The organism is Bacillus sp. GMa5/1 (assembly GCF_050172015.1).
Taxonomy (GTDB): Bacteria; Bacillota; Bacilli; order Bacillales; family Bacillaceae_G; genus Bacillus_A; species Bacillus_A cereus.
In genome coordinates this window covers 18,495-38,753 of record NZ_JBNLYC010000037.1, presented here as the reverse complement: position 1 = coordinate 38,753, position 20,259 = coordinate 18,495, and the positions used below count along the sequence as shown (strand labels likewise).

The window sequence follows — 20,259 nt, the reverse complement described above, 5'->3', positions numbered from 1 at the left end:
ATAATTTTTCTTACAATTTTTGTTACTGTAATTCCAATCAAGCACATTATAAATATATATCCCGGAAAACATTTAAGAACGTAGGAGGTCGTCATGTTTTTTATATTTGATTCTATACGGTCTGTGAAAAAACGGTTGTTACCAAGTTTGATTATAGTAATTTCTTTAATTATTGCATTTTCTTCAGCAATAGAATTTGTTAGTAATCTTTCGGGATATCGAAAAATGATGACGGTAGCAAATAATTTATCGACTCATAAAAATTTCTATGAACTTTATGCGACGCAAGATATAACCTTGTTTAGCGAAGAAAAAGCGAAAAATGATTATCAACATTTCATGCAAGGGTTATCTAATATGATACCAATAACAAATAAAACTAATTATCTGTTCCGTAACTATTCACTTAGTTTAAAAAAAGAAAATGGAACGATAAAGACTCTTATTGTTGATAAAGATATTAATAAGTACTTTCGTATACGAATTTCACAAGGAAGATATTTTGAGGAATCGGAATTTCATAAATCAGTATTTGATATTAGACCTGTTATATTAGGGGCTAATTATATAGAAAAGGTATCTATTGGTGATGTTATACCATCTGGAAAAATGAAGCTAAAAGTAATTGGTTTTTTAGAAAAAAATTCACCATTTACATATCCTCGAAGTGGTGAAATATCGGATAATCGTATTACATTATTAGATGACATGGCGATTTTACCAATTGGAACAGAAGAAATAGAGTTCTATAGTGTAGAACTTTTATACAATGGGTTAATTATAGAAACAAATGATAAGATAAATATAAATGAACTTCAAAAGAAAGTATTAAAGGTAACAGAAGGTAAGGGTTATTCGTATTATGTTACAAATCCGAATAAATTGTTAGAAAACGAAAAACAAGGTATTGATAATATGTCATACCCCTTATTATTAAGCGGTACAGTCTTATTTTTTTCATTTCTATCTATTGTATTAACATCAATGGCAGCACTTTATATGGAGCGTAAAAATATTTCTATTAGATCAGCGTTAGGTGCAAGCACTTTTCAAATATGTCTTCCATTTATTATTGAGTATATGTTGCTATTCGTTTTAGCGATATGTATAGGCATAATGTATTTTCAATGGGAGAATAGCGGAGTAATTGAAATTCAGAAAGGGCTAGAAAATAGTATAGTATCTTTCTTTGGAACGTTAAAAGTCTCTATAGAATCATTGGTTGTTATAGGTGCTTTATCACTTGTAATGGTCCTCGTTATATATGCAATCATTTATTTCAATGTACTAAAAATAAAAAATACATATATGAAAGAGGTGTTATAGATGATTCAGCTCGCAAATGTGGCTAAGGGATACGGAAAGAGTAATTTTAGTGCTTTACAAGATATTAATCTTACAATAGAAAAAGGCGAAATGATAGCCATTATGGGACCATCTGGTTCTGGGAAATCAACCTTGCTTAACATTATTGGCTTAATTGATAGCCCCTCTACTGGAAAGTATTTTTTAGATGGAATGGATACGAGTACATTCAAGTCAAATTATCATAAGTATAGAAACACGGAAGTTGGATTTGTGTTTCAGAACTTTTCGCTATTAGATGATTATACAGTTGTTGAAAATGTAATGCTTCCGCTTATATATAGAAGAATTTCTCATAAGAAACGTATGCAAATATCAAAAGAAATGCTGAAAATGGTAGGGCTTGAGAGGCATATTAACAAATATCCTTACGAGTTATCAGGAGGAGAACAGCAAAGAACAGCAATAGCAAGGGCTTTAGCACAAGATACAAAAATTATACTTGCTGATGAACCGACTGGTGCTCTTGATCAAGAAAATGGGGAGAAAATTATGAGTATTTTACAAGAGATTAATAAAGAAGGAAAAACAGTGCTAGTTGTTACACATGATCAAAAGGTAGCTGCATATTGTCAGAGGACGATACGGTTACTCGATGGTTGTATGGTGTAATATGGATAATATTATGTGAAGAGGTGATACATATGGAAAATGTCTATAAAGGACTTAGGCATACTGGGTTTATTATGATGTTTATTTTTGGTAGCGTATTTTTACTTCGCTGGTTTATTCATGATGAAATGTTAATAGATCAACTTATTGGTTTTAGTGTGGGCATAGTAATGGTTATTTCATCAGTTTTCATTCAAAAGTATAGTAAAGAATTAAAGGTAGAAGAGAAGTATTAAAAGGTTATAACCTTCTTCATATTTTGGAGGTGCCTTTATAGTTTGAATGATTGTTGTAAAAGAAAAGTAGAGCATCGGATTTCGATGCTCTACTTTTTTAATGTGGTAAGAATATCAATTGATAAGCAAACAAAATTCCAAATACATATACAAGTGGGTGAACAGCACGGAATTCACCTTTTGCCACTTTCATAAGTGGATATGAAATAAATCCAAGTGCGATACCTGTTGCGATACTTGATGTAAGAGGCATGCTTAAGATTACTAAAAATGCTGGGAATGCTTCATCAAATGCGTCCCAATCGATGTGGCGAACTGAACCCATCATAAGACTACCAACGATAATTAATGATGGAGCAGTAATAGCTGATACACCAGAGACAGCACTTACTAATGGTCCGAAGAATGCTGCTAGTGCGAATAGAACAGCTACTGTAACAGTTGTTAAACCAGTACGACCACCAGCTGCAACACCAGCAGATGATTCAATGTAAGCTGTTGATGGTGTCGTTCCGAACATAGAACCAATAGTTGCTGAGAATGAGTCAGATAGAAGAGCTCGTCCAGCTTTTGGGAGTTTTCCGTCTTTCATAAATCCACCTTGTTGAGCTACCCCAAGTAATGTACCTGTTGTATCAAATAATGTAACAAGGAAGAATGAAAATACAACGCCGTATAATCCGTAGTTAATTACGTCAGATACAGCAGTAATTGGATTTGAAACGATAATTCCTTCTGGTAATCCAGGCATTGATGTAACACCGTTTGAGAATGTTAATTGTCCTGTGAAGAAAGCGATAATACCAGTTAATAGCATACCGATAAATAGTGCGCCATTTACATTTAAAGACATAAGGATAATAGTAATTCCAAGTCCAGCTAATGCTAGTAGAACTGGAGCAGAGTGAAGATCACCAAGTCCAACTAAGTTTGCATCATTTTTTGTAACGATACCTGTTAAACGTAAACCGATAAAGGCGATAAATAGCCCGATACCAGCAGTAATTGCATGTTTTAAGTTTTCAGGAATTGCTTCCATTAATTTTGTACGGAAAGATGTAAATGATAGCAAAATTAAAATCATACCTGCTACGAATACAGCAGAGAATGCAATTGCGAAAGTCATGCCTTCATGCGCTTTTACAACAGAGTAAGAGAAGTAAGCATTTAATCCCATACCTGGCGCGATTGCGATTGGTAAGTTTGTAAAGATTGCCATAAATAATGTTCCGACAACAGCAGCAATAATTGTTGCTGTAAATGCTTGTTCAAATGGAACACCTGCATCTCCAAGGATAACAGGGTTTACGACAATGATATATGCCATTGTTAAGAAGGTAATAATACCTGCCATAATTTCAGTTTTAATAGAAGTTTTATGTTTTGAAAGGTTAAACATATAAACATCCTTTCTGTTTACGAATAATTTTCACAACAGTTATATATAATATTCGTTTTTTATCTATTTTGCAATAGTTTTGCATAAAAAGTTTATAACAATTCATATTTTGTGTCTTAAATTCGAATATTAATCGTAAACCGATGTGTGAATTTCAGCTTTTTATTGTGCACATGCTAAGGAAAAGGAGTTGAAAGCAGCTATGCCACAGCAAAAAAACTTTATAACAATGCCTGCGCAACATCAAAATAAGCAGCCTGGTATTGAATCATTAATGAATCCTCTACCACAGTTTGAAGATCCCAATTATAAAGGTAGCGAAAAGTTAAAAGGAAAGAATGTATTAATTACAGGGGGAGATAGCGGAATTGGACGAGCAGTTTCCATCGCTTTTGCAAAAGAAGGAGCAAATGTTGCGATTGCTTATTTAGATGAGGAAGAAGATGCTAATGAGACGAAGCAATATGTTGAGAAAGAAGGTGTAAAGTGTGTATTGTTGCCGGGTGATTTAAGTGATGAACAGCATTGTAAAGATGTTGTTCAAGAGACCGTCCAGCAGCTAGGTAGTTTACAGGTTTTAGTAAATAATGTCGCGCAGCAATATCCGCAGCAAGGACTAGAGTATATTACAGCAGAACAGCTAGAAAAGACTTTTCGTATTAATATTTTTTCTTATTTTCACGTTGCGAAAGCAGCCCTTTCTCATTTGAAGAAAGGGGATGTCATTATAAATACGGCATCTATCGTTGCATATGAAGGAAATGAAACGTTAATTGATTATTCCGCGACGAAAGGAGCAATCGTAGCTTTTACAAGATCACTTTCTCAATCGTTAGTGCAAAAAGGGATTCGGGTAAATGGTGTTGCACCAGGACCGATTTGGACACCGCTTATTCCATCGAGCTTTGATGAGAAGAAAGTCTCTCAGTTTGGGAGCAATGTCCCAATGCAAAGGCCTGGTCAACCATATGAGTTAGCGCCAGCATACGTATATTTAGCGTCTGGTGATTCTTCTTATGTTACTGGACAAATGATACATGTAAATGGGGGCGTTATTGTAAATGGATAGTTTTCATTTATAAGAGCAAAGTAATGTTAATTCCACTTATTATAGTGAGCGCTAGGGGGGATATAGCTGAAAAAGTTATGTTTCGTCATACTATTATTTTTCATCCTACCGGTTAGTGCTTTTGCTAATACAGATCATTTAATATTAGTGAATCTTACGACAAATCAGTTGTCTTTTTTTGAGAATGGAAATTATACAAAAACATTTCCAGTAACGACTGGAAGAGATCGTACACCTACGCCTGAAGGTAACTTTTGTATTATAACTAAATTTAAAAATAAAGAATACCATCGAAAAAAAATACCTGGGGGTGCACCGAATAATCCTCTCGGTACGAGGTGGCTTGGACTAGATAAGAATGAATATGCGATTCACGGGACAAATCGGGAATGGACGATTGGAAGTAGGGAATCAAATGGTTGTATTCGCATGCATGACAGGGATATACAATGGTTATATGACAGAGTACAATTACAAACAAAAGTAATCATTTCTCGTTTTCATACGAGTCCCGAATATGAAGCGAATAAACTTGGTTATCGCGTTGTGAGCTGGAATAGTCGGAAAATAGAAGAAGAACAAATTGGAGTACTTACGCTAGTAGACCGCGCGGATATATATTGGCAAGAACCAAATGGACAGTTAACAAAAGTGAAAACGGTATTGCCAAATGAAAGATATCCAGTGTACTCAAAACGAAAAGATGGAATATATTATATAGGAAACAATTTGTATATTATAGATGAAACAGGAGAGAAAATTCGTTACGAGCAAATTCCTTCTTCAATTTTAAGTAATATATATAAACGGAAATACAATGTTCCGTAATGGCTACCGTTTTATAGACGGTAGCTTATTTATACTTGGAGTTTAACTGCAACTATTATATTTTGCTGAATATAATACAGTACAGATAGGGGGCGGTTATATTATGAAAAGTGAATTTGCGTTTAAAGTTTTTTTAGTAACGACCTGTTTATTTATCGTGTATTTATATGCGTTTCTCGTCTTTTCTTTTTATGTTCCATATGTTGATTTAATATTGTTCTTCGGATTTATTTGGGCGTTTGTGAAAGCGAGGGAAGGAGAGAAGAGTATATATCGGCGCATTACCTTATGCGGGACGGCCGTTCTCGTTATTTTGTACTTTTTTATTATGCATGATTTTTGGAGGGGAATGTAAAAAGCATACGATTAATCGCATGCTTTTTTTGTTTAATATTTAGGCTTAAATGTATGACAACAAGTTTCTACACTCGTTGCTACAGAATTTTCTAGCGTCTCGTTTGTTAAAACAGCAGCTGTATATGAATCATTTTCAGTTTGACCAGTTTCATCTGCATCAGGCTGAACGATGATCGCACTTGCTTGACAAAAGTTACCTTGTCCCCAAAAAGAACAGTTGGAAACAGAACATCTTACTTCTGGCATAAAACCCCCTCCTTATACATTAGTGTGGGATTTTACACCCATTTCATGTGTAGAAGGAGTTTCCTTTTCTCGTTACTTTTTCGTTTGCTCAAGCCATTCTTTTAATTTATCTTTCGGCTGTTCACCGCTAATACGGCTCACTTCTTTGCCATCTTTAAAATGAATGATTGTTGGTGTTCCTTGAATTTTATATTCATCCCAAGGAGCATCTAATTTTTCAATATCCATAACTTTCATATCAACGTTTAAGTCTTTAGCCATTGGCACTAGGACAGGAGATAATTTTTGGCAATGAACGCAAGATGTTTGATAAAAGTATACTGTTTCTTCTTTTTTCTCTTTTAAGTTCTTTTGAAGATCTGAAAGAGAGATTTTATTTGTGTAGTAGTCAGGACCGTTTGTCTTACTTTCAGTAGGATTATCAATCTTTTGGCTAGTAGCATTTTTTTCTTCCATTTGTGTGACAGCGAAAATTGCTACGAACAAGGCGATAATAATACCACCAAATATAAGCATTTTTTTCATTCTTTCATCTCCTTATTTGTTTTTGATGACAATAAAGCTACAAACAGCGATTGTAATAAAGCCGATAAGTGCTAAAAACGGGATTGTAATAAAACCAAACCAGTTTATAAATTCTCCGGTGCAGGGTACACGACCGCAAGCTGCTCCAGCAGCTGAAAACGCTGGGACTTTTTGAATTGCATAGTGATATAAAGAAATACAAGCACCAATACTTGCAATTGGTAAAGAATAACTTGCGATGCGATAATCTTTTTTTGCTACAGCGATACCGAGCCATAAAACGAATGGATACATAAAAATACGTTGATACCAACAAAGTACACAAGGCTCAAATTTCATGATTTCGGAAAAATAAAGACTTCCCAGTGTAGCGATAAAAGAAGCTCCCCATGCGGTAAGTAAAGCATATTCTTGCTTTTTTTCTCGTCCCATATTTTATACCTCTCTTATAATAGTTACATACTAAATTATAGTATGAAGTGGTATGGAAAAGAAAGAAAAAATATGTTTATCAATAAAAGTTTTATGAGGAGAAACTTTTATTGATATAAAAATTAAAAAAAGCGCCATTCTCCGGAAGAGAATAGCGCTATAGTTTACATTTGAATTTGTTCTACTTCTTCTACATGTGACTTTTGGGATGCGTGGTCAATATATTGAAATAGGAGCTGCAATTGTTTATCAACTTCTGGCAGTTCCTTGCTGTATTGATAAGCGTGTAAAAAATGCTCAATACGCTTAGAAAATAATTGATCGTTCGTTTGAACCATGAGAACGAGTAATTTATCCCAATTACAGCAATACGTGTAATAGAGAGCTTTATCATAGTCGTTATATGTTTGCACTGTGTACCCTCCTTACCGAGAGTTATATATAGTGTGTGATAAGTAAGGAGAAATACACTTGAAAGAATTTGTTAAGAAAAAATGAGAATGAAAAGAAAAAACGAGGAATTTCCTCGTTTTTTAAGCTTTTGGCATTGGCGTAGGTGTTGGTTTGCCATAGCCTTCTTTGTATTTATTATCGATATAGTTACGAATTTCAAGCGTTGATTTTCCTTTTTGTTTCATGGAAGCAGATTCAACTGCAATTTCTAGGCAATTGACGCAAGTCGTTGCATGGGAGTCCCAAACAACTTCACCATTCTTTTTAATTTCACGAATAAAGCAGTTTTTATTATTTTTATGTCCTACACTTTCACCGCAACCACAATAGCATGGAATCCAATCTAATAGCTCTGCATTTTGTCCAGCGACGGTGTAGATATCTTTCATTTGTGGATCAAGCTTATCTAGGAAGGTTGGAAGTGTGTCGACTCCTTTTGTTTTCTCTTGAATGTCAGCTTGCTGAGTGTGCGATGCGTGGTCATGTTCTTCTTGTTTTGATTCAGAAGATTTTTGGTCATTTGTACCAGTACTTCCGCATCCAGCAAGAATTAAGCTTAGTACTGCAAGTAAAGAAAATACATACTTTTTCATTCGCTTGTCCCCTTTACAAATGTATTAATCAAATTGTATCAGAGATTACGGTGTATCGGTTGAAGATTTTTTTGACTGATTTTTGAAGCGCCATCTTAGCGAATGGAATAGAAATAAAATTGGGATATAAGCGTATACAATATATAAACCCGCTTGAGATAGTACGGTATTTAATGTGTTGATACTTTCACGGTTTGTGAAAAGTAGAGAAGCTGAAAATATGATGAAAATAAAAAACGGTAATGTAAATTTAAATGAAATATGAAAGGAACGCTTCATCGTTTGACATGATGACCAAATGGTTAAGCAAAGGTTTGGTAAAATAATTAAAAACCAAACGAAAATAATAATATATTCAAAGCGCTGAATAAAAGGAACTTTAATTATTTTTAACATCGTTAAAGTAGGCCAAATAGTACGGTTTAATTGTCCCTCGCTGTAATACATAAAAGATACGATAGCTAAAACTACATAAATTAAGGTGCTAAAAGCAATTCCAGCATGGGCCCATCTTTTTAAAGATTTTCCTTTTTCAATAAAGGGATAAAAGATAAGAATTGTTTCAAACCCTAGAAATTCCAATGCAGAGTGTTTTGCAGATATAAGCATGTCAAAAGGTGAATGTGTAAAAATAGGTAAAATATTACGAAAATGTGCATACTTCATCGGATAGATTAAAAAGAATACAACGAACATAGGAAGAACAATACCCCAAAAACATATCCCTGTCACAGAACGGAAGCCACCTTTTATAATGTAGTAAGTGACTAATAAAAACATAAGCGTAAGTTTCCATAACTTAATGGTAGGGAAAATCCAAACTTGTATCACTTCCATATATGTACGAAGAACAGTAAGGCAAAATAATAAGCAATAAAGAGTGAAAATTACAGAAAATATAGAGCCAACCCATTTTCCAAAGGTTGTTGTATGAATACTAATTAAATCTCCGTCTTTTTCAAGCATTTTTAACATACAAAACAGTACAATATGAGTTGCAATACCTGCAATAATAAGAGAAATCCAAGCATCATAACCTGCATTTTTCAAAATTACACGTTGATATCCGAGAATTCCTATACCAATCTGGAGAGAATGCAATAAAATAAATGCAAAATATGGAGATACTGTCTTTGTTTTATTCATTGTATTCATTGCTTATTTCACCTCACTATTCTCCGATTCCAGATTGTACAATATTAAGATCTAAATTTATATCTACCGCTACATTTTTATACATATTTCGAATTTGTTTTATATTCCATTTTCTCGTATGGCTTCTAATTTCATCTCGTATTCCTAACGGATCAATTTCCTTTTCTTGAAATTGTTTTATTAAATCTTCACAGTCTTTTTCGACATTTCGTTCAATTTGTTTTTTTATATAGTTGATATTTGTTTTTTTTCTTAAATCAATCCAATTAGGAGAGTTTTTAATTAATCCATTTAATTTTAAATGGATTTTTACTTTTGGTATGTCGCCAGTTTGATCTATATCATATTTGTTTTTCCCAGCTAAGTTTTGTATCACAACCATACCTTTATGTTTATCCTTTTTTATTGCTGCTTCGTAACGTCCATTTTTCGTAGGATTAATAAGTAATTTTGCTAAAACAGAATGTCTTTTATCCGTATACATGACGACTTTATCGCCTTTTAAAAAGGCAAGTCCTTTGACAGCGACAGAATGATTATCGTCCATTTTAATATAAGGAACATAGGCATCACATACAGAAGAGTAATAATTATATAAAAAAATGTTTAATTCAGTTTGTGGAATGTTCTCATTTCTTATATTTTGCTCGAGTAAATCAGCAATATATAAAGACCCATTTTTTTTTCCGTAATTTAAAAGCTCTTCAGCCGATCCATCTACAATTGCTAGTTGTACATCACGCCCGATATTTGGGTCACGTTGTAAGTTAGTAATAATCTCTCCCATTCCGCGTTCCCCTAGAGCCTTTCCAAATAGGACGACACGCATTTGACCTACAACAACATTGTGAGGAGATTTCGCATTTAATCGTGAAGCAATTGTTTCAAGTGAACGGGCAGATGTTGTTTGCGTCTCTGGTTTAGACTTTACACCATGTGTGTACTCTGGGAATAGAATAGTTCCTTGGAATTTTTTGTTTTTTGTGATGTCAAATCCAGCAATATGAATAATACGCTGTGCATCCACTATATACGTTTGTGTACAGCCAGTTTGTAAAACGAAGAAGATAATGATAAGGTGCAATAAAATTTTTTTCATTCATTCTCACCATCACGTTTTTGCTTCGATTTGTTTGGATTGTAGCGCCATTTTGATTTTGGTCTAAGAAAAGAAGGTCTTTGTGCCGTTTGACTAAATGGTAATCGAAGAAAACCTTCTGCTGTACCTAAACCACGAAATGGATATAAAGGTAACAAATAAGGTGATCCAAGCGATTTTAATTTAATTAAATGAGCTAAAATAAATACAAATCCGACAGCGAGGCCTAATCCTCCGAATGCACCGGCTAAGAGAATAAGCGGAAAGCGTAACAACCGGATAGTAGAAGACATCTTTACAGTCGGTGTTGTGAAAGATGCAAGGGCGGATAAAGCAACTGCAATTAATAAAATTGTACTTGTTAAAGCTGCTTCAACAGATGCTTGGCCAATTACAATCCCCCCAACAATCCCGATCGTTTGTCCAACTTTTGTTGGTAAACGCGCCCCTGCTTCACGAAGCAATTCGATTGTAATTTCTAAAAAGAGTGCTTCTAGAATAGGAGGAAAAGGTACGTTAGCTCTCGAGAAAATAATAGGACCTAGTAGATCGGCAGGGATCATTTGATAATGATATGTTAAAGCCGCTGTATAAATAGCGGAGGAAAAAAGAGAAAATATAGCTCCGAAAAAACGAATAATACGAAAGAACGATCCAATCATCCACGGTAAATAATAATCTTCTGGTGAAATGAAAAAATCCAGTAACGTTGTTGGTCCTGATAAAGCATATGGAGAACCATCTGTTAAAATTAAAACTTCCCCGTTAATTAATGCAAATACAGCTCGATCTAATCGTTCTGTAGGTAATAGAACAGGAAAAGGTGAATTGCTATTATCACTAATAAATTGCTCAATCATAGTTGAATCAAATGGGACATCAAAGTCAATGTCTTCTAGCCGTTGAATTGCGGTGTTGACAAATTGTTCATTTGTAATTCCTTCTATATAAGCAACTGCTACTTTTGTTTTTGATATAGATCCGACGGTAACTTCTTTAAAAATGAGTTGCTCCGTTACGATATTTCGGCGTAATAAGTGGATATTTGTATCAAGGTTTTCAACGAAACCGATTTTAGGCCCGATTACGCTATACTCATTTTCTGTATCGTTATATAATCGTTTTCCTAAAACAGTACTTTCGGCACGAATTAAAGCATATTGATCAGGATTCGAATTGTTTTTTAAGCGTATTAAAATATATCCACCTAATAATTTTTCACGAATATCATCAATAGAAGGGGAGGTAATAATGTCTTCAATAGAAATAATATTACATAAATCAGAGATGTTTTGGATTTGTTCCGATTCCTTTTTTATAGGAGTTAAAATGAATTGTTTAATAATAAGTGCTTCCACGACAGATTTATAATAAAACAAGCACAACGTTTCATCTTTAAGTATGTTATAAGAGACAAAATCGCTTGATTCTTTCATGGTTTGTATAAATTCTGGGATAGAACAAAGTGTTTTTGTATTAGTCTTTTTTGATTTCTTAGATGATAAACCGAACATTTTCTCACCCCTAACTTACATCATTTACTTGTGTTAGTTTTTGGGAAAGACGGGAATTTATACTTAAAAATTGAAAGTTCATAAAGAAAAGGAAGAGTAGTGAAAGCCTCTTCCTTTTTAGCATTTTAATTTGTTTTTTGTTCTTTAATAGACTTCACTAATTTCATCATTTCCGCTCGTATATCTTCTCTTTTTACATTTAATTTTTCGGCAATTTGTTTAATGTCCATTCCATCTTTTTTCATTTTTAATACATCATCAAGAGGGGTATTGCTTTTTTGAGAGATGATTGTTAACACAGTAAGATGACGCAATTTGATGTTATATTCTTTCATTTTTTGCTTTAGCTGATCAGGTGTGGATTTTTGCATAGTTGCTAACTGTTGTAGCAGTGCTTGCTTTGTTTCTTTATTCATATGATGCTTTTTCAGCTTACTTGGATCTACACCGAAATGCTCGGCTGTTTTCTCCCAAGATTTATTTTGCTTATAGTAAGCTAAAACATCTTTTATTTCTTTATTACTAATTCTTGCAATATGAGCAGCTTTCCAAATTTCATGTTTGTTATAGCCGAGTTTTTCTAGCGATTGCATTTCTTCTTCTGGAATTGGTTTATGGTGATGCATTGTTACTTCTTTTGGTGTGGCAGCGGATGTAGGGAAGGTGGATATCCCGCATAATAATGCTGCCATAGTCATACAAACAGCGATTTTTTTGTACATGTAAACTCCTCCTAGATGGATAATGTAGAAAACTGTACACATATCATTTCCATAAAATGTGAAATACTTGTGAACAAATCAAGTTTTTTTATTCACAGTATGAAATGACGTTTTTAGAAGTTTTCCAACATAAAACATTGATTAATAGTAAAAAACTAAGGTATAATCGAAATTGAAAATCAATATCAATGATGACGATAAACTTATACATATAGATAAAAATAAGGGAGAGATAAATATGACTACATATACTTCCATCGCTAATGTGATTAAAGAAAGACGCTCTGTTCGTACATTTACAGACAAAGCAGTAGAAAAAGATTTATTAATTGAACTATTAAACGATGCAACATGGGCACCAAATCATAAGCACCGTGAACCATGGAATTGTAAACTATACATCGGAGAAGGCCGCAAGAAATTAGTAGATGCAGTATTAAACTCTTTCACGGAAGAAGAAAGAGCGAAACGCGGTAAAATTTTATCAGATCGTTTTTTAAGCACGCCTGCACAAATCGTTGTATATATAAATGAAGATCCGCGTCAAATTCAACGTGATGAAGATTATGCTGCAACATGTGCATTCATGCAAAACTTCCAACTTCTTGCTTGGGAACGCGGATTAGGTTGCGTTTGGAAATCAGGCGGATTAAACTACAATCCATTATTTATAGAAGGAATCGGTTTAACAAGAGGCCAACGTATCGTTGGAATTCTTCATATCGGCTATTTCGATAAAGCACCAGAAGGAAAAGCACGTACTCCGATTACGGAGAAGATGGAGATTATTGAAGGTTAATAGATGAGACATTCTCGTTTTTGCGGGGGTGTCTTTTTATTATGCAATCAATCCTCATGAAAGCTTGTTCTTCATCATACACTTTCTTAAGGGAAAGTGTAAGGAGGGAAAATAATGAGAGCAAGTGACGATAAAGCACTGCAATATGCGATTGCGGAAATTACGGAAATTGCGACTGGATTTGGGCTTGATTTTTATCCGATGCGTTATGAAATATGTCCAGCGGAAATTATTTATACATTTGGTGCATATGGGATGCCGACAAGGTTTTCACATTGGAGTTTTGGAAAACAATTTTTCAGAATGAAATTACAATACGATTTAGGACTTAGTAAAATATACGAACTCGTTATTAACTCTGATCCATGTTACGCCTTTTTATTAGATACGAACTCTTTAATTCAAAACAAATTAATTGTAGCGCACGTTTTAGCACACTGTGACTTCTTCAAAAATAATATTCGTTTTTCAAATACGAAGCGAGATATGGTAGAGAGTATGGCCGCAACAGCGGACCGTGTGAAAGCTTATGAGCATAAGTATGGAAAAGCAGAGGTAGAAACATTTTTAGATGCCGTACTTGCCATTCAAGAGCATATTGATCCGTCGCTTATGCGTCCGAAGCTCGCATGGAGTATTGATGATTTAGAAGAGGAAGAAGTAGAAAAGAAAAAGGTATCGCAATACGATGATTTATGGAATTTAGATAACCGAAATAAAAAACAAGAGCGCTCTAATATACGTAAAAAGAAGAAAATCCCACCGCAACCAGAGAAGGATTTACTTCTCTTTATTGAAGAATATAGCCGTGAGTTAGAAGATTGGCAGCGTGATATATTAACGATGATGCGCGAAGAAATGTTATATTTTTGGCCGCAGCTTGAAACGAAAATCATGAACGAAGGCTGGGCGTCCTACTGGCATCAACGCATACTTCGTGAAATGGACTTAACATCTGATGAAGCAATTGAATTTGCGAAATTAAATGCAGGTGTTGTACAGCCATCAAAAACAAGTATTAATCCATACTACCTAGGTATTAAAATCTTTGAAGATATTGAAGAACGGTACAACAATCCGACTGAAGAAATGAAGCGACGGGGCGTAAAACCAGGATCGGGCCGTGACAAAATGTTTGAAGTACGCGAAATTGAATGGGACGTATCGTTCCTAAGAAACTACTTAAATAAAGATCTTGTTATGCGAGAAGATATGTACTTATTCCAGCGCCAAGGAAAAGAATATAAAGTAATAGATAAAGAATGGGAAAATGTGCGTGATCAACTCGTAAATATGCGTACAAATGGTGGCTTCCCATACTTAGTAGTAGAAGACGGAGACTACTTAAAAAACGGAGAATTATACATTAAACATAGTTACGAAGGAATCGAGCTCGATTTAAAATATTTAGAAAAGGTATTACCATATCTTCATCAACTATGGGGAAGAACGGTGCATATGGAGTCCATTGTGGAGAGTAAGGGCGTTGTGTTTTCTTATGATGGTAAGATGGTGCATCGGAAGTATGTGTGAGGGGAAGAACGGACATAGGATACTGTGTCCGTTCTTTTTATTTGGAACCAAGTTAAATATGCTATTCTTGAAAAAAGGGAGTTATATAGAGAAATGGAGTGATTTAAATGAGCAAAATAGGGGTATGTAAGGTTGATATTACGCCGCCTGTAGGTATTGATTTTGTCGGATATCATAGAGAGACAGGAATAAATAATATTGAAGAGCGTATTTATGGGACAGTTTTTGTATTTGAAAAAGATGAAATGAAAACTGTGTTTATAAGTATCGATAATATTGGGATGTTAGTAGAAGATACGAATATGATTCGTGAGCGAGTAGCAAGTAGGCTTCATGTGCCATTTGAGCGAATAACGGTTGTTTATACTCATACGCATTCCGGTCCAGAGACAGTCGGTGATGATCCGCTAGTGCAGTCGTATAAAATGATTTTAGTAAATAATGTAGTACATGGTGCTGTTACTGCAAATAACAATTTAAAGCGATGCGAAGTTGGATGGGGTGTTACGACAGGTGATATCGGTGTAAACCGACGAGAGAGAACATCTGATGGAAGAGCAAAGATGGGAACAAATATTGAGGGTGTTGTAGATAAACGAATTGGCATGTTGGCAATCAGAAATGCTGAAACGAAGGAGCTATCTGGGATTATAGTATTTTGTACTGCGCATCCGAATGTTTTAAAAGGTGATAGCGATGAATTATCAGCAGATTATCCTGGAATAACGAGAGAGATTCTAGAGCAGATAGTGAACTGCCCTGTTATTATTGTTCAAGGTGCCGCTGGAAATGTGAATGCGAAATATCGCGGTTCAAGGGAAGCGTTAAAACAAATGGCTTACATACTTAGTGGACATGTATTAACGATGTTACCAACAGTTACATATAGTCCAATTGTAAAATTAAGGACAGTTTCAAGTATGATGCAAATGAAGTTGAAGGATATTCCTGAAATTGATGAGATACGAAGCATGGCTCGATTAGCCGAGAAGCAGTGGGGCGTGAATACGGATGAATGGCTTGCTATCGTATTAGAGAAATATAGGCAAGGTATTCGGAAGTTACGTATAGATTTAGAAGTTCAACTGTTTCAAGTTAATGATGGTATGTTTTCAGGTATACCGATGGAACCTTTTTCAGAAACTGCCTTAGCAATGAAAGAGAGCCTTCAAAATGAATTGGCTTTCTTTGGTGGATATATGAACGGATATCTTGGTTATTTACCGACAAAAGACGAATATGCATATGGCGGATATGAAGTAGAATTAAGTCCTATTGTGTATGGAACAGTTACAAATTTGTTAATGCCACCGGGAGAGAATACTGCGGAGTTGATTGTGAAAAAGGTTATGGATTTATGTAATATGGTGAAACTTTAATGAGACAGGTTTTTGAACGCAGAGTAAAGAATATGACTCATTGTTTGATTTTGTTAAGTCAATGTAATTAATAATGATAATCATTATTAATTACATTAACTTCTAAAAAAAGAAAAACTAGAATTTATAAAGGGATCTTCAATTGTTCGCTATCATTTGTATAGGAGGTAAGTTATGTTGGATAGCTTTATTTCTATAAGATGTAGGTTGGCTCTTTATAGTTTTGGTGTTCTTTTAATCTTTTTTTGTATAGTATTTTTGGTGAATCAAAAGGTGTATGCAGAAGATGTACCGTGGACATCAGTTTCAAATGAGGGAGAACGTGTACTCTCGCACGGGTGTAACAATAATAGCTACCCATACAGTAGGAAGTAATTCTTGGAATTCTGGAAACCGGGTGACAGACGATGTTTTTAATAATCTTAAAAAATGGTCTGAATAAATATAATAAGCTTTTATGGATTTTATTTTGTGTATTGGTCATAATCGTAATGACTAGTTATATAGTAAATAATGAAAAGAAGTTTAGTAAAGTTGTTAATTCTGTAACTTTTCACGTGAAAAATAAAGAAAAACAGCCAATAAAAGATTTTGAAATTATACTTATGAAAGACGAATCACCTGAACCCAGTAAAGAAATTGGGATCTCAATAGGGAAAACAGACGAAGAAGGAAAAGTTATTTGGAGGAATGTGAGAACGGGAAAATATATCGTATTTTTGCCAAATAACGAGACGCAGATGGTTATGATTAATGATAGAGATGCAACGAAAAAAATAAATATATCATTGTAGAAAAAGAGTCCATTGGGATTCGTTTTCTCAGGTTGTGGCATTAAAGAATTTTACGTGGAATGGATTTAACCTTATGTGAAGAAGCTATTGATTTTGAAAATTTAAATACAGGTGTATTTAAATTTTCAAAACACGTATTTATACATTGGTTTAATCGTGCAGAAAGTTATAGAACTATACGCAAAAGAACTTGGAGGTATCTAAGTTCTTTTTTATTTGTTTCAAATTTGTGAAAGAAAGACATATTGATTGAAATTAAATTTTTTATACTCTATCATATACCCATACAGGTATAGGTTTTTGTTTAATGCATGAGGAAATTAAATAATAAATAACATGGAGGTTTGAAATATGTCTAGAAAAATTGTTGTAGTAGGCGGAGTTGCTGGCGGGGCATCAGTAGCTGCAAGGCTTCGTCGTTTAAGTGAGGAAGATGAAATTATTATGGTTGAACGCGGTGAATACATTTCGTTCGCAAACTGTGGATTGCCATATTATATTGGCGGTGTCATTACAGAAAGACAAAAGTTATTAGTACAAACTGTTGAAAGGATGTCAAAACGTTTTAATTTAGATATACGTGTATTGAGTGAAGTTGTAAAGATTAATAAAGAAGAGAAAACAATTACGATAAAGAATGTAACTACAGATGAAACATATAACGAGGAATATGATGTTTTGATTCTTTCACCAGGGGCGAAACCAATTGTTCCACCTATTCCGGGCATTGAAGAAGCGAAGGCGTTGTTTACGTTACGAAATGTACCTGATACAGATCGTATAAAAGCGTATATTGATGAGAAGAAACCACGTCATGCGACGGTTATTGGTGGAGGATTTATTGGAGTGGAAATGGTTGAGAATTTAAGAGAACGCGGGATTGATGTTACTCTTGTAGAGATGGCGAATCAAGTAATGCCACCAATCGATTATGAAATGGCAGCATACGTACATGAACATATGAGAAATCACAATGTTGAGCTTGTTTTAGAAGATGGTGTAGATGCGTTAGAAGAAGACGGGGCTATTGTACGTTTAAAAAGTGGCTCAGTTATAAAAACAGATATGATTATTTTAGCAATTGGTGTACAACCAGAGAGTAGTTTAGCGAAAGAGGCAGGATTAGCATTGGGAGTTAGAGGAACGATAAAGGTAAATGAGAAATTTCAAACATCTGACCCATATGTATATGCAATTGGTGATGCGATTGAAGTGAAAGATTTTGTTACAGAAATAGAAACGATGATTCCTTTAGCGTGGCCAGCTAATCGTCAAGGTCGCATGTTAGCAGATATTATTCATGGTCATACGGATTCTTTATATAAAGGTACGATGGGAACTTCTGTGGCTAAAGTTTTTGATTTAACAGTTGCTTCGACTGGAGTGAATGAGAAAATATTAAAACGACTAAATATACCCTATGAGGTAGTACATGTACAGGCAAATTCTCATGCGGGATATTATCCGAATGCTACGCCTGTGCTAATAAAATTAATTTTTAATAAAGAAAGCGGAAAAATTTATGGAGCGCAGGCGTTAGGGCGTGATGGTGTAGATAAGCGTATTGATGTTATTGCAACGGCAATGAAGGCAAACTTAACTGTAATCGATTTGCCGGATTTAGAATTATCATATGCCCCGCCCTATTCTTCTGCAAAAGACCCAGTAAACATGGTGGGGTATGCGGCAAGTAATATAGTAGATGGTTTTGTGGACACAGTGCAATGGCATGAAATAGATCACATTGTTAAAAATGGTGGATATCTTATTGATGTTCGAGAGCCTAATGAACTAAAACAGGGAATGATTAAAGACTCTATTAATATTCCGTTAGATGAATTACGTGATCGATTGGATGAAGTGCCAATGGACAAAGAAATATATATCACTTGCCAACTTGGTATGAGAGGGTATGTTGCAGCGCGTATGTTAATGGAAAAAGGATATAAGGTAAAGAACTTAGATGGTGGCTTTAAATTATACGGAACAGTAGTACCAGAATGTGTTGTATATTAATATTTTTTCATCTTCCACTTCAAAATTTGGTGGAAAATGAAAGCCTATATAGTAAGGTTTCACTTCTTGTTTTGTGAACATATAAGATAAATATTAAAAATAGGGGTTTACAAAATACCCTATAGGGTATAATATATTGTCATAGGTTATAAATAGTGACATAATGGTAATGAGGTGATTATAGGATGGAATATAATCAAGATATGAAAAATAGATTGAAACGTATTGAAGGTCAAGTTCGTGGTGTGCTTCGTATGATGGAAGAAGGAAAAGATTGCCGAGAGGTTATTACACAGTTAACGGCATCTCGTTCTGCCCTTGATCGTACAATTGGGCTCGTTGTTGGGACTAATTTAGAGCAATGTTTGCGTGAACAGTTTGAAAGTGGTAATGGTTCAAATGAAGAGTTAATTAAAGAAGCTGTTCAATTACTTGTAAAAAGCCGATAATCTGTCAAACATAATTGTTGACAGATTTTCAAAAACATTTTAATATACCCCTGCCGGTATATGTATATGAGTTGTGGAGGAATCAATTATGAGTATAAAAGTGGATATGAGTTTAGATTGTAAAGGGTTGGCTTGTCCGATGCCGATTGTGAAAACGAAGAAGGCGATAGAAGGATTAGTACCAGGGCAAGTGATTGAAGTTCAGGCAACAGATAAAGGATCTACGGTAGATATAAAAAGTTGGGCGGGTAAAGTAGGACATCAATATATCGGGACGAAACACGAGGATGATGTATTGGTGCATTATGTTAGGAAAGCAAACGAGCATGAAGTGAATGAAATTGTGAAATATCCTCATACAATTACGAATGCTGAATTGGAAGAGATAGTATTAAGTGATGAAGAGTGTATTATAGTAGATGTTCGTGAAGCGGCGGAATTCGCTTTTGGTCATATTCCATCGGCTATTTCAGTTCCATTAGGCGAACTTGGTAGTGCGGAATTAGATCAGACGAAGCAAATTTACGTCGTTTGTCGAACTGGTAACCGTAGTGATGTAGCTTGTCACATGTTGAAAGAGAAAGGTTATGCAAATGTGAAAAATGTCATCCCAGGCATGTTAGAGTGGAAAGGGAATGTGGAAAAATAAAATTTTTTAAATAAAAATATACCTACGGGGGTAAT

23 protein-coding genes and 1 pseudogene are annotated in these 20,259 nt (G+C 34.6%); 14 read left to right on the top strand and 10 right to left on the bottom strand.

Features of this window, described 5'->3' with window-relative positions:
- Positions 1–93 precede the first annotated feature (93 nt).
- Genes ACQGSG_RS11845 through ACQGSG_RS11835 form a run of 3 tightly spaced genes read left to right on the top strand, consistent with a single transcriptional unit; the run spans position 94 to position 2,213 of the window.
- Entirely contained in the window at positions 94–1,326 is a 1,233-nt protein-coding gene (locus ACQGSG_RS11845) for an ABC transporter permease (protein ID WP_098396403.1), read from the top strand.
- Positions 1,327–1,977: an ABC transporter ATP-binding protein gene (locus ACQGSG_RS11840; RefSeq protein ID WP_000615295.1), complete on the top strand. Its 651-nt coding sequence runs from the start codon at positions 1,327–1,329 to the stop codon at positions 1,975–1,977.
- 32 nt (positions 1,978–2,009) lie between these two features.
- Positions 2,010–2,213 (top strand): hypothetical protein, encoded by a 204-nt coding sequence (locus ACQGSG_RS11835; protein WP_000432806.1) that lies wholly within the window; start codon positions 2,010–2,012, stop codon positions 2,211–2,213.
- A gap of 97 nt (positions 2,214–2,310) precedes the next feature.
- Here ACQGSG_RS11835 and ACQGSG_RS11830 read toward each other — a convergent pair whose 3' ends face one another.
- A complete protein-coding gene (locus tag ACQGSG_RS11830; protein WP_325842992.1) occupies positions 2,311–3,612 on the bottom strand; it encodes an NCS2 family permease in 1,302 nt (433 codons plus the stop codon).
- A gap of 202 nt (positions 3,613–3,814) precedes the next feature.
- Here ACQGSG_RS11830 and ACQGSG_RS11825 point away from each other — a divergent pair, with 202 nt between their 5' ends.
- From ACQGSG_RS11825 to ACQGSG_RS11815, 3 genes are all read left to right on the top strand, one after another.
- Positions 3,815–4,681, top strand: a complete 867-nt coding sequence (locus ACQGSG_RS11825) for an SDR family oxidoreductase (protein WP_001136259.1) — start codon at positions 3,815–3,817, stop codon at positions 4,679–4,681.
- 66 nt (positions 4,682–4,747) lie between these two features.
- Complete coding sequence (locus ACQGSG_RS11820; protein ID WP_025118307.1) at positions 4,748–5,509, top strand: L,D-transpeptidase; 762 nt, start codon at positions 4,748–4,750, stop codon at positions 5,507–5,509.
- A gap of 103 nt (positions 5,510–5,612) precedes the next feature.
- Entirely contained in the window at positions 5,613–5,864 is a 252-nt protein-coding gene (locus ACQGSG_RS11815; RefSeq protein WP_000834195.1) for a hypothetical protein, read from the top strand.
- A gap of 32 nt (positions 5,865–5,896) precedes the next feature.
- On the opposite strand, the gene ACQGSG_RS11810 is transcribed toward ACQGSG_RS11815, so the two are convergent.
- The 9 genes from ACQGSG_RS11810 to ACQGSG_RS11770 form a co-directional block, all read right to left on the bottom strand.
- Positions 5,897–6,112, bottom strand: coding sequence for a DUF1540 domain-containing protein (locus ACQGSG_RS11810; protein ID WP_325842991.1), 216 nt, complete (start codon positions 6,110–6,112; stop codon positions 5,897–5,899).
- A gap of 72 nt (positions 6,113–6,184) precedes the next feature.
- Positions 6,185–6,637 (bottom strand): thioredoxin family protein, encoded by a 453-nt coding sequence (locus ACQGSG_RS11805; RefSeq protein ID WP_000738450.1) that lies wholly within the window; start codon positions 6,635–6,637, stop codon positions 6,185–6,187.
- 12 nt (positions 6,638–6,649) lie between these two features.
- Positions 6,650–7,069, bottom strand: coding sequence for a disulfide oxidoreductase (locus ACQGSG_RS11800; RefSeq protein WP_000532264.1), 420 nt, complete (start codon positions 7,067–7,069; stop codon positions 6,650–6,652).
- Positions 7,070–7,233: 164 nt separating this feature from the next.
- The gene (locus ACQGSG_RS11795) at positions 7,234–7,482 is read right to left on the bottom strand and encodes a YhdB family protein (RefSeq protein WP_001195459.1); all 249 of its coding nucleotides are present in this window, start codon (positions 7,480–7,482) and stop codon (positions 7,234–7,236) included.
- A gap of 120 nt (positions 7,483–7,602) precedes the next feature.
- The gene (locus ACQGSG_RS11790; protein ID WP_000761029.1) at positions 7,603–8,115 is read right to left on the bottom strand and encodes a PCYCGC domain-containing protein; all 513 of its coding nucleotides are present in this window, start codon (positions 8,113–8,115) and stop codon (positions 7,603–7,605) included.
- A 45-nt stretch (positions 8,116–8,160) separates the two neighbouring features.
- Positions 8,161–9,270, bottom strand: coding sequence for a GerAB/ArcD/ProY family transporter (locus ACQGSG_RS11785; RefSeq protein WP_016109274.1), 1,110 nt, complete (start codon positions 9,268–9,270; stop codon positions 8,161–8,163).
- A gap of 16 nt (positions 9,271–9,286) precedes the next feature.
- Positions 9,287–10,369 carry a Ger(x)C family spore germination protein gene (locus ACQGSG_RS11780; protein ID WP_098378852.1) on the bottom strand — a complete coding sequence of 361 codons (1,083 nt, stop codon included), beginning with the start codon at positions 10,367–10,369 and terminating at the stop codon, positions 9,287–9,289.
- On the bottom strand, positions 10,366–11,883 hold the full coding sequence (locus ACQGSG_RS11775) for a spore germination protein (protein WP_000467489.1): 1,518 nt from the start codon (positions 11,881–11,883) through the stop codon (positions 10,366–10,368). Before ACQGSG_RS11775 ends, ACQGSG_RS11780 begins: the two co-directional genes overlap by 4 nt.
- Before the next feature lie 125 nt (positions 11,884–12,008).
- Complete coding sequence (locus ACQGSG_RS11770) at positions 12,009–12,605, bottom strand: hypothetical protein (RefSeq protein ID WP_000276967.1); 597 nt, start codon at positions 12,603–12,605, stop codon at positions 12,009–12,011.
- A 238-nt stretch (positions 12,606–12,843) separates the two neighbouring features.
- Here ACQGSG_RS11770 and ACQGSG_RS11765 point away from each other — a divergent pair, with 238 nt between their 5' ends.
- The 8 genes and pseudogenes from ACQGSG_RS11765 to ACQGSG_RS11730 all read left to right on the top strand — a co-directional run bounded on the left by ACQGSG_RS11765 (position 12,844) and on the right by ACQGSG_RS11730 (position 20,224).
- Complete coding sequence (locus ACQGSG_RS11765) at positions 12,844–13,404, top strand: nitroreductase family protein (RefSeq protein ID WP_000214819.1); 561 nt, start codon at positions 12,844–12,846, stop codon at positions 13,402–13,404.
- A gap of 114 nt (positions 13,405–13,518) precedes the next feature.
- On the top strand, positions 13,519–14,937 hold the full coding sequence (gene spoVR, locus ACQGSG_RS11760; protein ID WP_001202701.1) for a stage V sporulation protein SpoVR: 1,419 nt from the start codon (positions 13,519–13,521) through the stop codon (positions 14,935–14,937).
- 107 nt (positions 14,938–15,044) lie between these two features.
- A complete protein-coding gene (locus ACQGSG_RS11755; RefSeq protein ID WP_000034547.1) occupies positions 15,045–16,316 on the top strand; it encodes a neutral/alkaline non-lysosomal ceramidase N-terminal domain-containing protein in 1,272 nt (423 codons plus the stop codon).
- Positions 16,317–16,490: 174 nt separating this feature from the next.
- Positions 16,491–16,646, top strand: a pseudogene (locus ACQGSG_RS11750) (glutamyl endopeptidase); the annotation flags it as partial.
- Between the two features lie 77 nt (positions 16,647–16,723).
- The gene (locus ACQGSG_RS11745; RefSeq protein ID WP_000478588.1) at positions 16,724–17,110 is read left to right on the top strand and encodes a YbfJ family protein; all 387 of its coding nucleotides are present in this window, start codon (positions 16,724–16,726) and stop codon (positions 17,108–17,110) included.
- Positions 17,111–17,461: 351 nt separating this feature from the next.
- Positions 17,462–19,126 (top strand): CoA-disulfide reductase, encoded by a 1,665-nt coding sequence (cdr, locus tag ACQGSG_RS11740; RefSeq protein WP_000087582.1) that lies wholly within the window; start codon positions 17,462–17,464, stop codon positions 19,124–19,126.
- Positions 19,127–19,311: 185 nt separating this feature from the next.
- Positions 19,312–19,575 carry a metal-sensitive transcriptional regulator gene (locus tag ACQGSG_RS11735; RefSeq protein WP_000456206.1) on the top strand — a complete coding sequence of 88 codons (264 nt, stop codon included), beginning with the start codon at positions 19,312–19,314 and terminating at the stop codon, positions 19,573–19,575.
- 88 nt (positions 19,576–19,663) lie between these two features.
- Positions 19,664–20,224 (top strand): sulfurtransferase TusA family protein, encoded by a 561-nt coding sequence (locus ACQGSG_RS11730; RefSeq protein WP_325842989.1) that lies wholly within the window; start codon positions 19,664–19,666, stop codon positions 20,222–20,224.
- Positions 20,225–20,259: the final 35 nt, after the last annotated feature.

Coding starts and splice junctions, on each gene's coding strand:
- ACQGSG_RS11765 (WP_000214819.1), top strand. CDS start 12,844: ATGACTACATATACTTCCATCGCTAATGTGATTAAAGAAAGACGCTCT.
- ACQGSG_RS11845 (WP_098396403.1), top strand. CDS start 94: ATGTTTTTTATATTTGATTCTATACGGTCTGTGAAAAAACGGTTGTTA.
- ACQGSG_RS11770 (WP_000276967.1), bottom strand. CDS start 12,605: ATGTACAAAAAAATCGCTGTTTGTATGACTATGGCAGCATTATTATGC.
- ACQGSG_RS11735 (WP_000456206.1), top strand. CDS start 19,312: ATGGAATATAATCAAGATATGAAAAATAGATTGAAACGTATTGAAGGT.
- ACQGSG_RS11775 (WP_000467489.1), bottom strand. CDS start 11,883: ATGTTCGGTTTATCATCTAAGAAATCAAAAAAGACTAATACAAAAACA.
- ACQGSG_RS11800 (WP_000532264.1), bottom strand. CDS start 7,069: ATGGGACGAGAAAAAAAGCAAGAATATGCTTTACTTACCGCATGGGGA.
- ACQGSG_RS11825 (WP_001136259.1), top strand. CDS start 3,815: ATGCCACAGCAAAAAAACTTTATAACAATGCCTGCGCAACATCAAAAT.
- cdr (WP_000087582.1), top strand. CDS start 17,462: ATGTCTAGAAAAATTGTTGTAGTAGGCGGAGTTGCTGGCGGGGCATCA.
- ACQGSG_RS11780 (WP_098378852.1), bottom strand. CDS start 10,369: ATGAAAAAAATTTTATTGCACCTTATCATTATCTTCTTCGTTTTACAA.
- ACQGSG_RS11805 (WP_000738450.1), bottom strand. CDS start 6,637: ATGAAAAAAATGCTTATATTTGGTGGTATTATTATCGCCTTGTTCGTA.
- ACQGSG_RS11815 (WP_000834195.1), top strand. CDS start 5,613: ATGAAAAGTGAATTTGCGTTTAAAGTTTTTTTAGTAACGACCTGTTTA.
- ACQGSG_RS11830 (WP_325842992.1), bottom strand. CDS start 3,612: ATGTTTAACCTTTCAAAACATAAAACTTCTATTAAAACTGAAATTATG.
- ACQGSG_RS11790 (WP_000761029.1), bottom strand. CDS start 8,115: ATGAAAAAGTATGTATTTTCTTTACTTGCAGTACTAAGCTTAATTCTT.
- spoVR (WP_001202701.1), top strand. CDS start 13,519: ATGAGAGCAAGTGACGATAAAGCACTGCAATATGCGATTGCGGAAATT.
- ACQGSG_RS11810 (WP_325842991.1), bottom strand. CDS start 6,112: ATGCCAGAAGTAAGATGTTCTGTTTCCAACTGTTCTTTTTGGGGACAA.
- ACQGSG_RS11835 (WP_000432806.1), top strand. CDS start 2,010: ATGGAAAATGTCTATAAAGGACTTAGGCATACTGGGTTTATTATGATG.
- ACQGSG_RS11785 (WP_016109274.1), bottom strand. CDS start 9,270: ATGAATACAATGAATAAAACAAAGACAGTATCTCCATATTTTGCATTT.
- ACQGSG_RS11755 (WP_000034547.1), top strand. CDS start 15,045: ATGAGCAAAATAGGGGTATGTAAGGTTGATATTACGCCGCCTGTAGGT.
- ACQGSG_RS11745 (WP_000478588.1), top strand. CDS start 16,724: ATGTTTTTAATAATCTTAAAAAATGGTCTGAATAAATATAATAAGCTT.
- ACQGSG_RS11730 (WP_325842989.1), top strand. CDS start 19,664: ATGAGTATAAAAGTGGATATGAGTTTAGATTGTAAAGGGTTGGCTTGT.
- ACQGSG_RS11840 (WP_000615295.1), top strand. CDS start 1,327: ATGATTCAGCTCGCAAATGTGGCTAAGGGATACGGAAAGAGTAATTTT.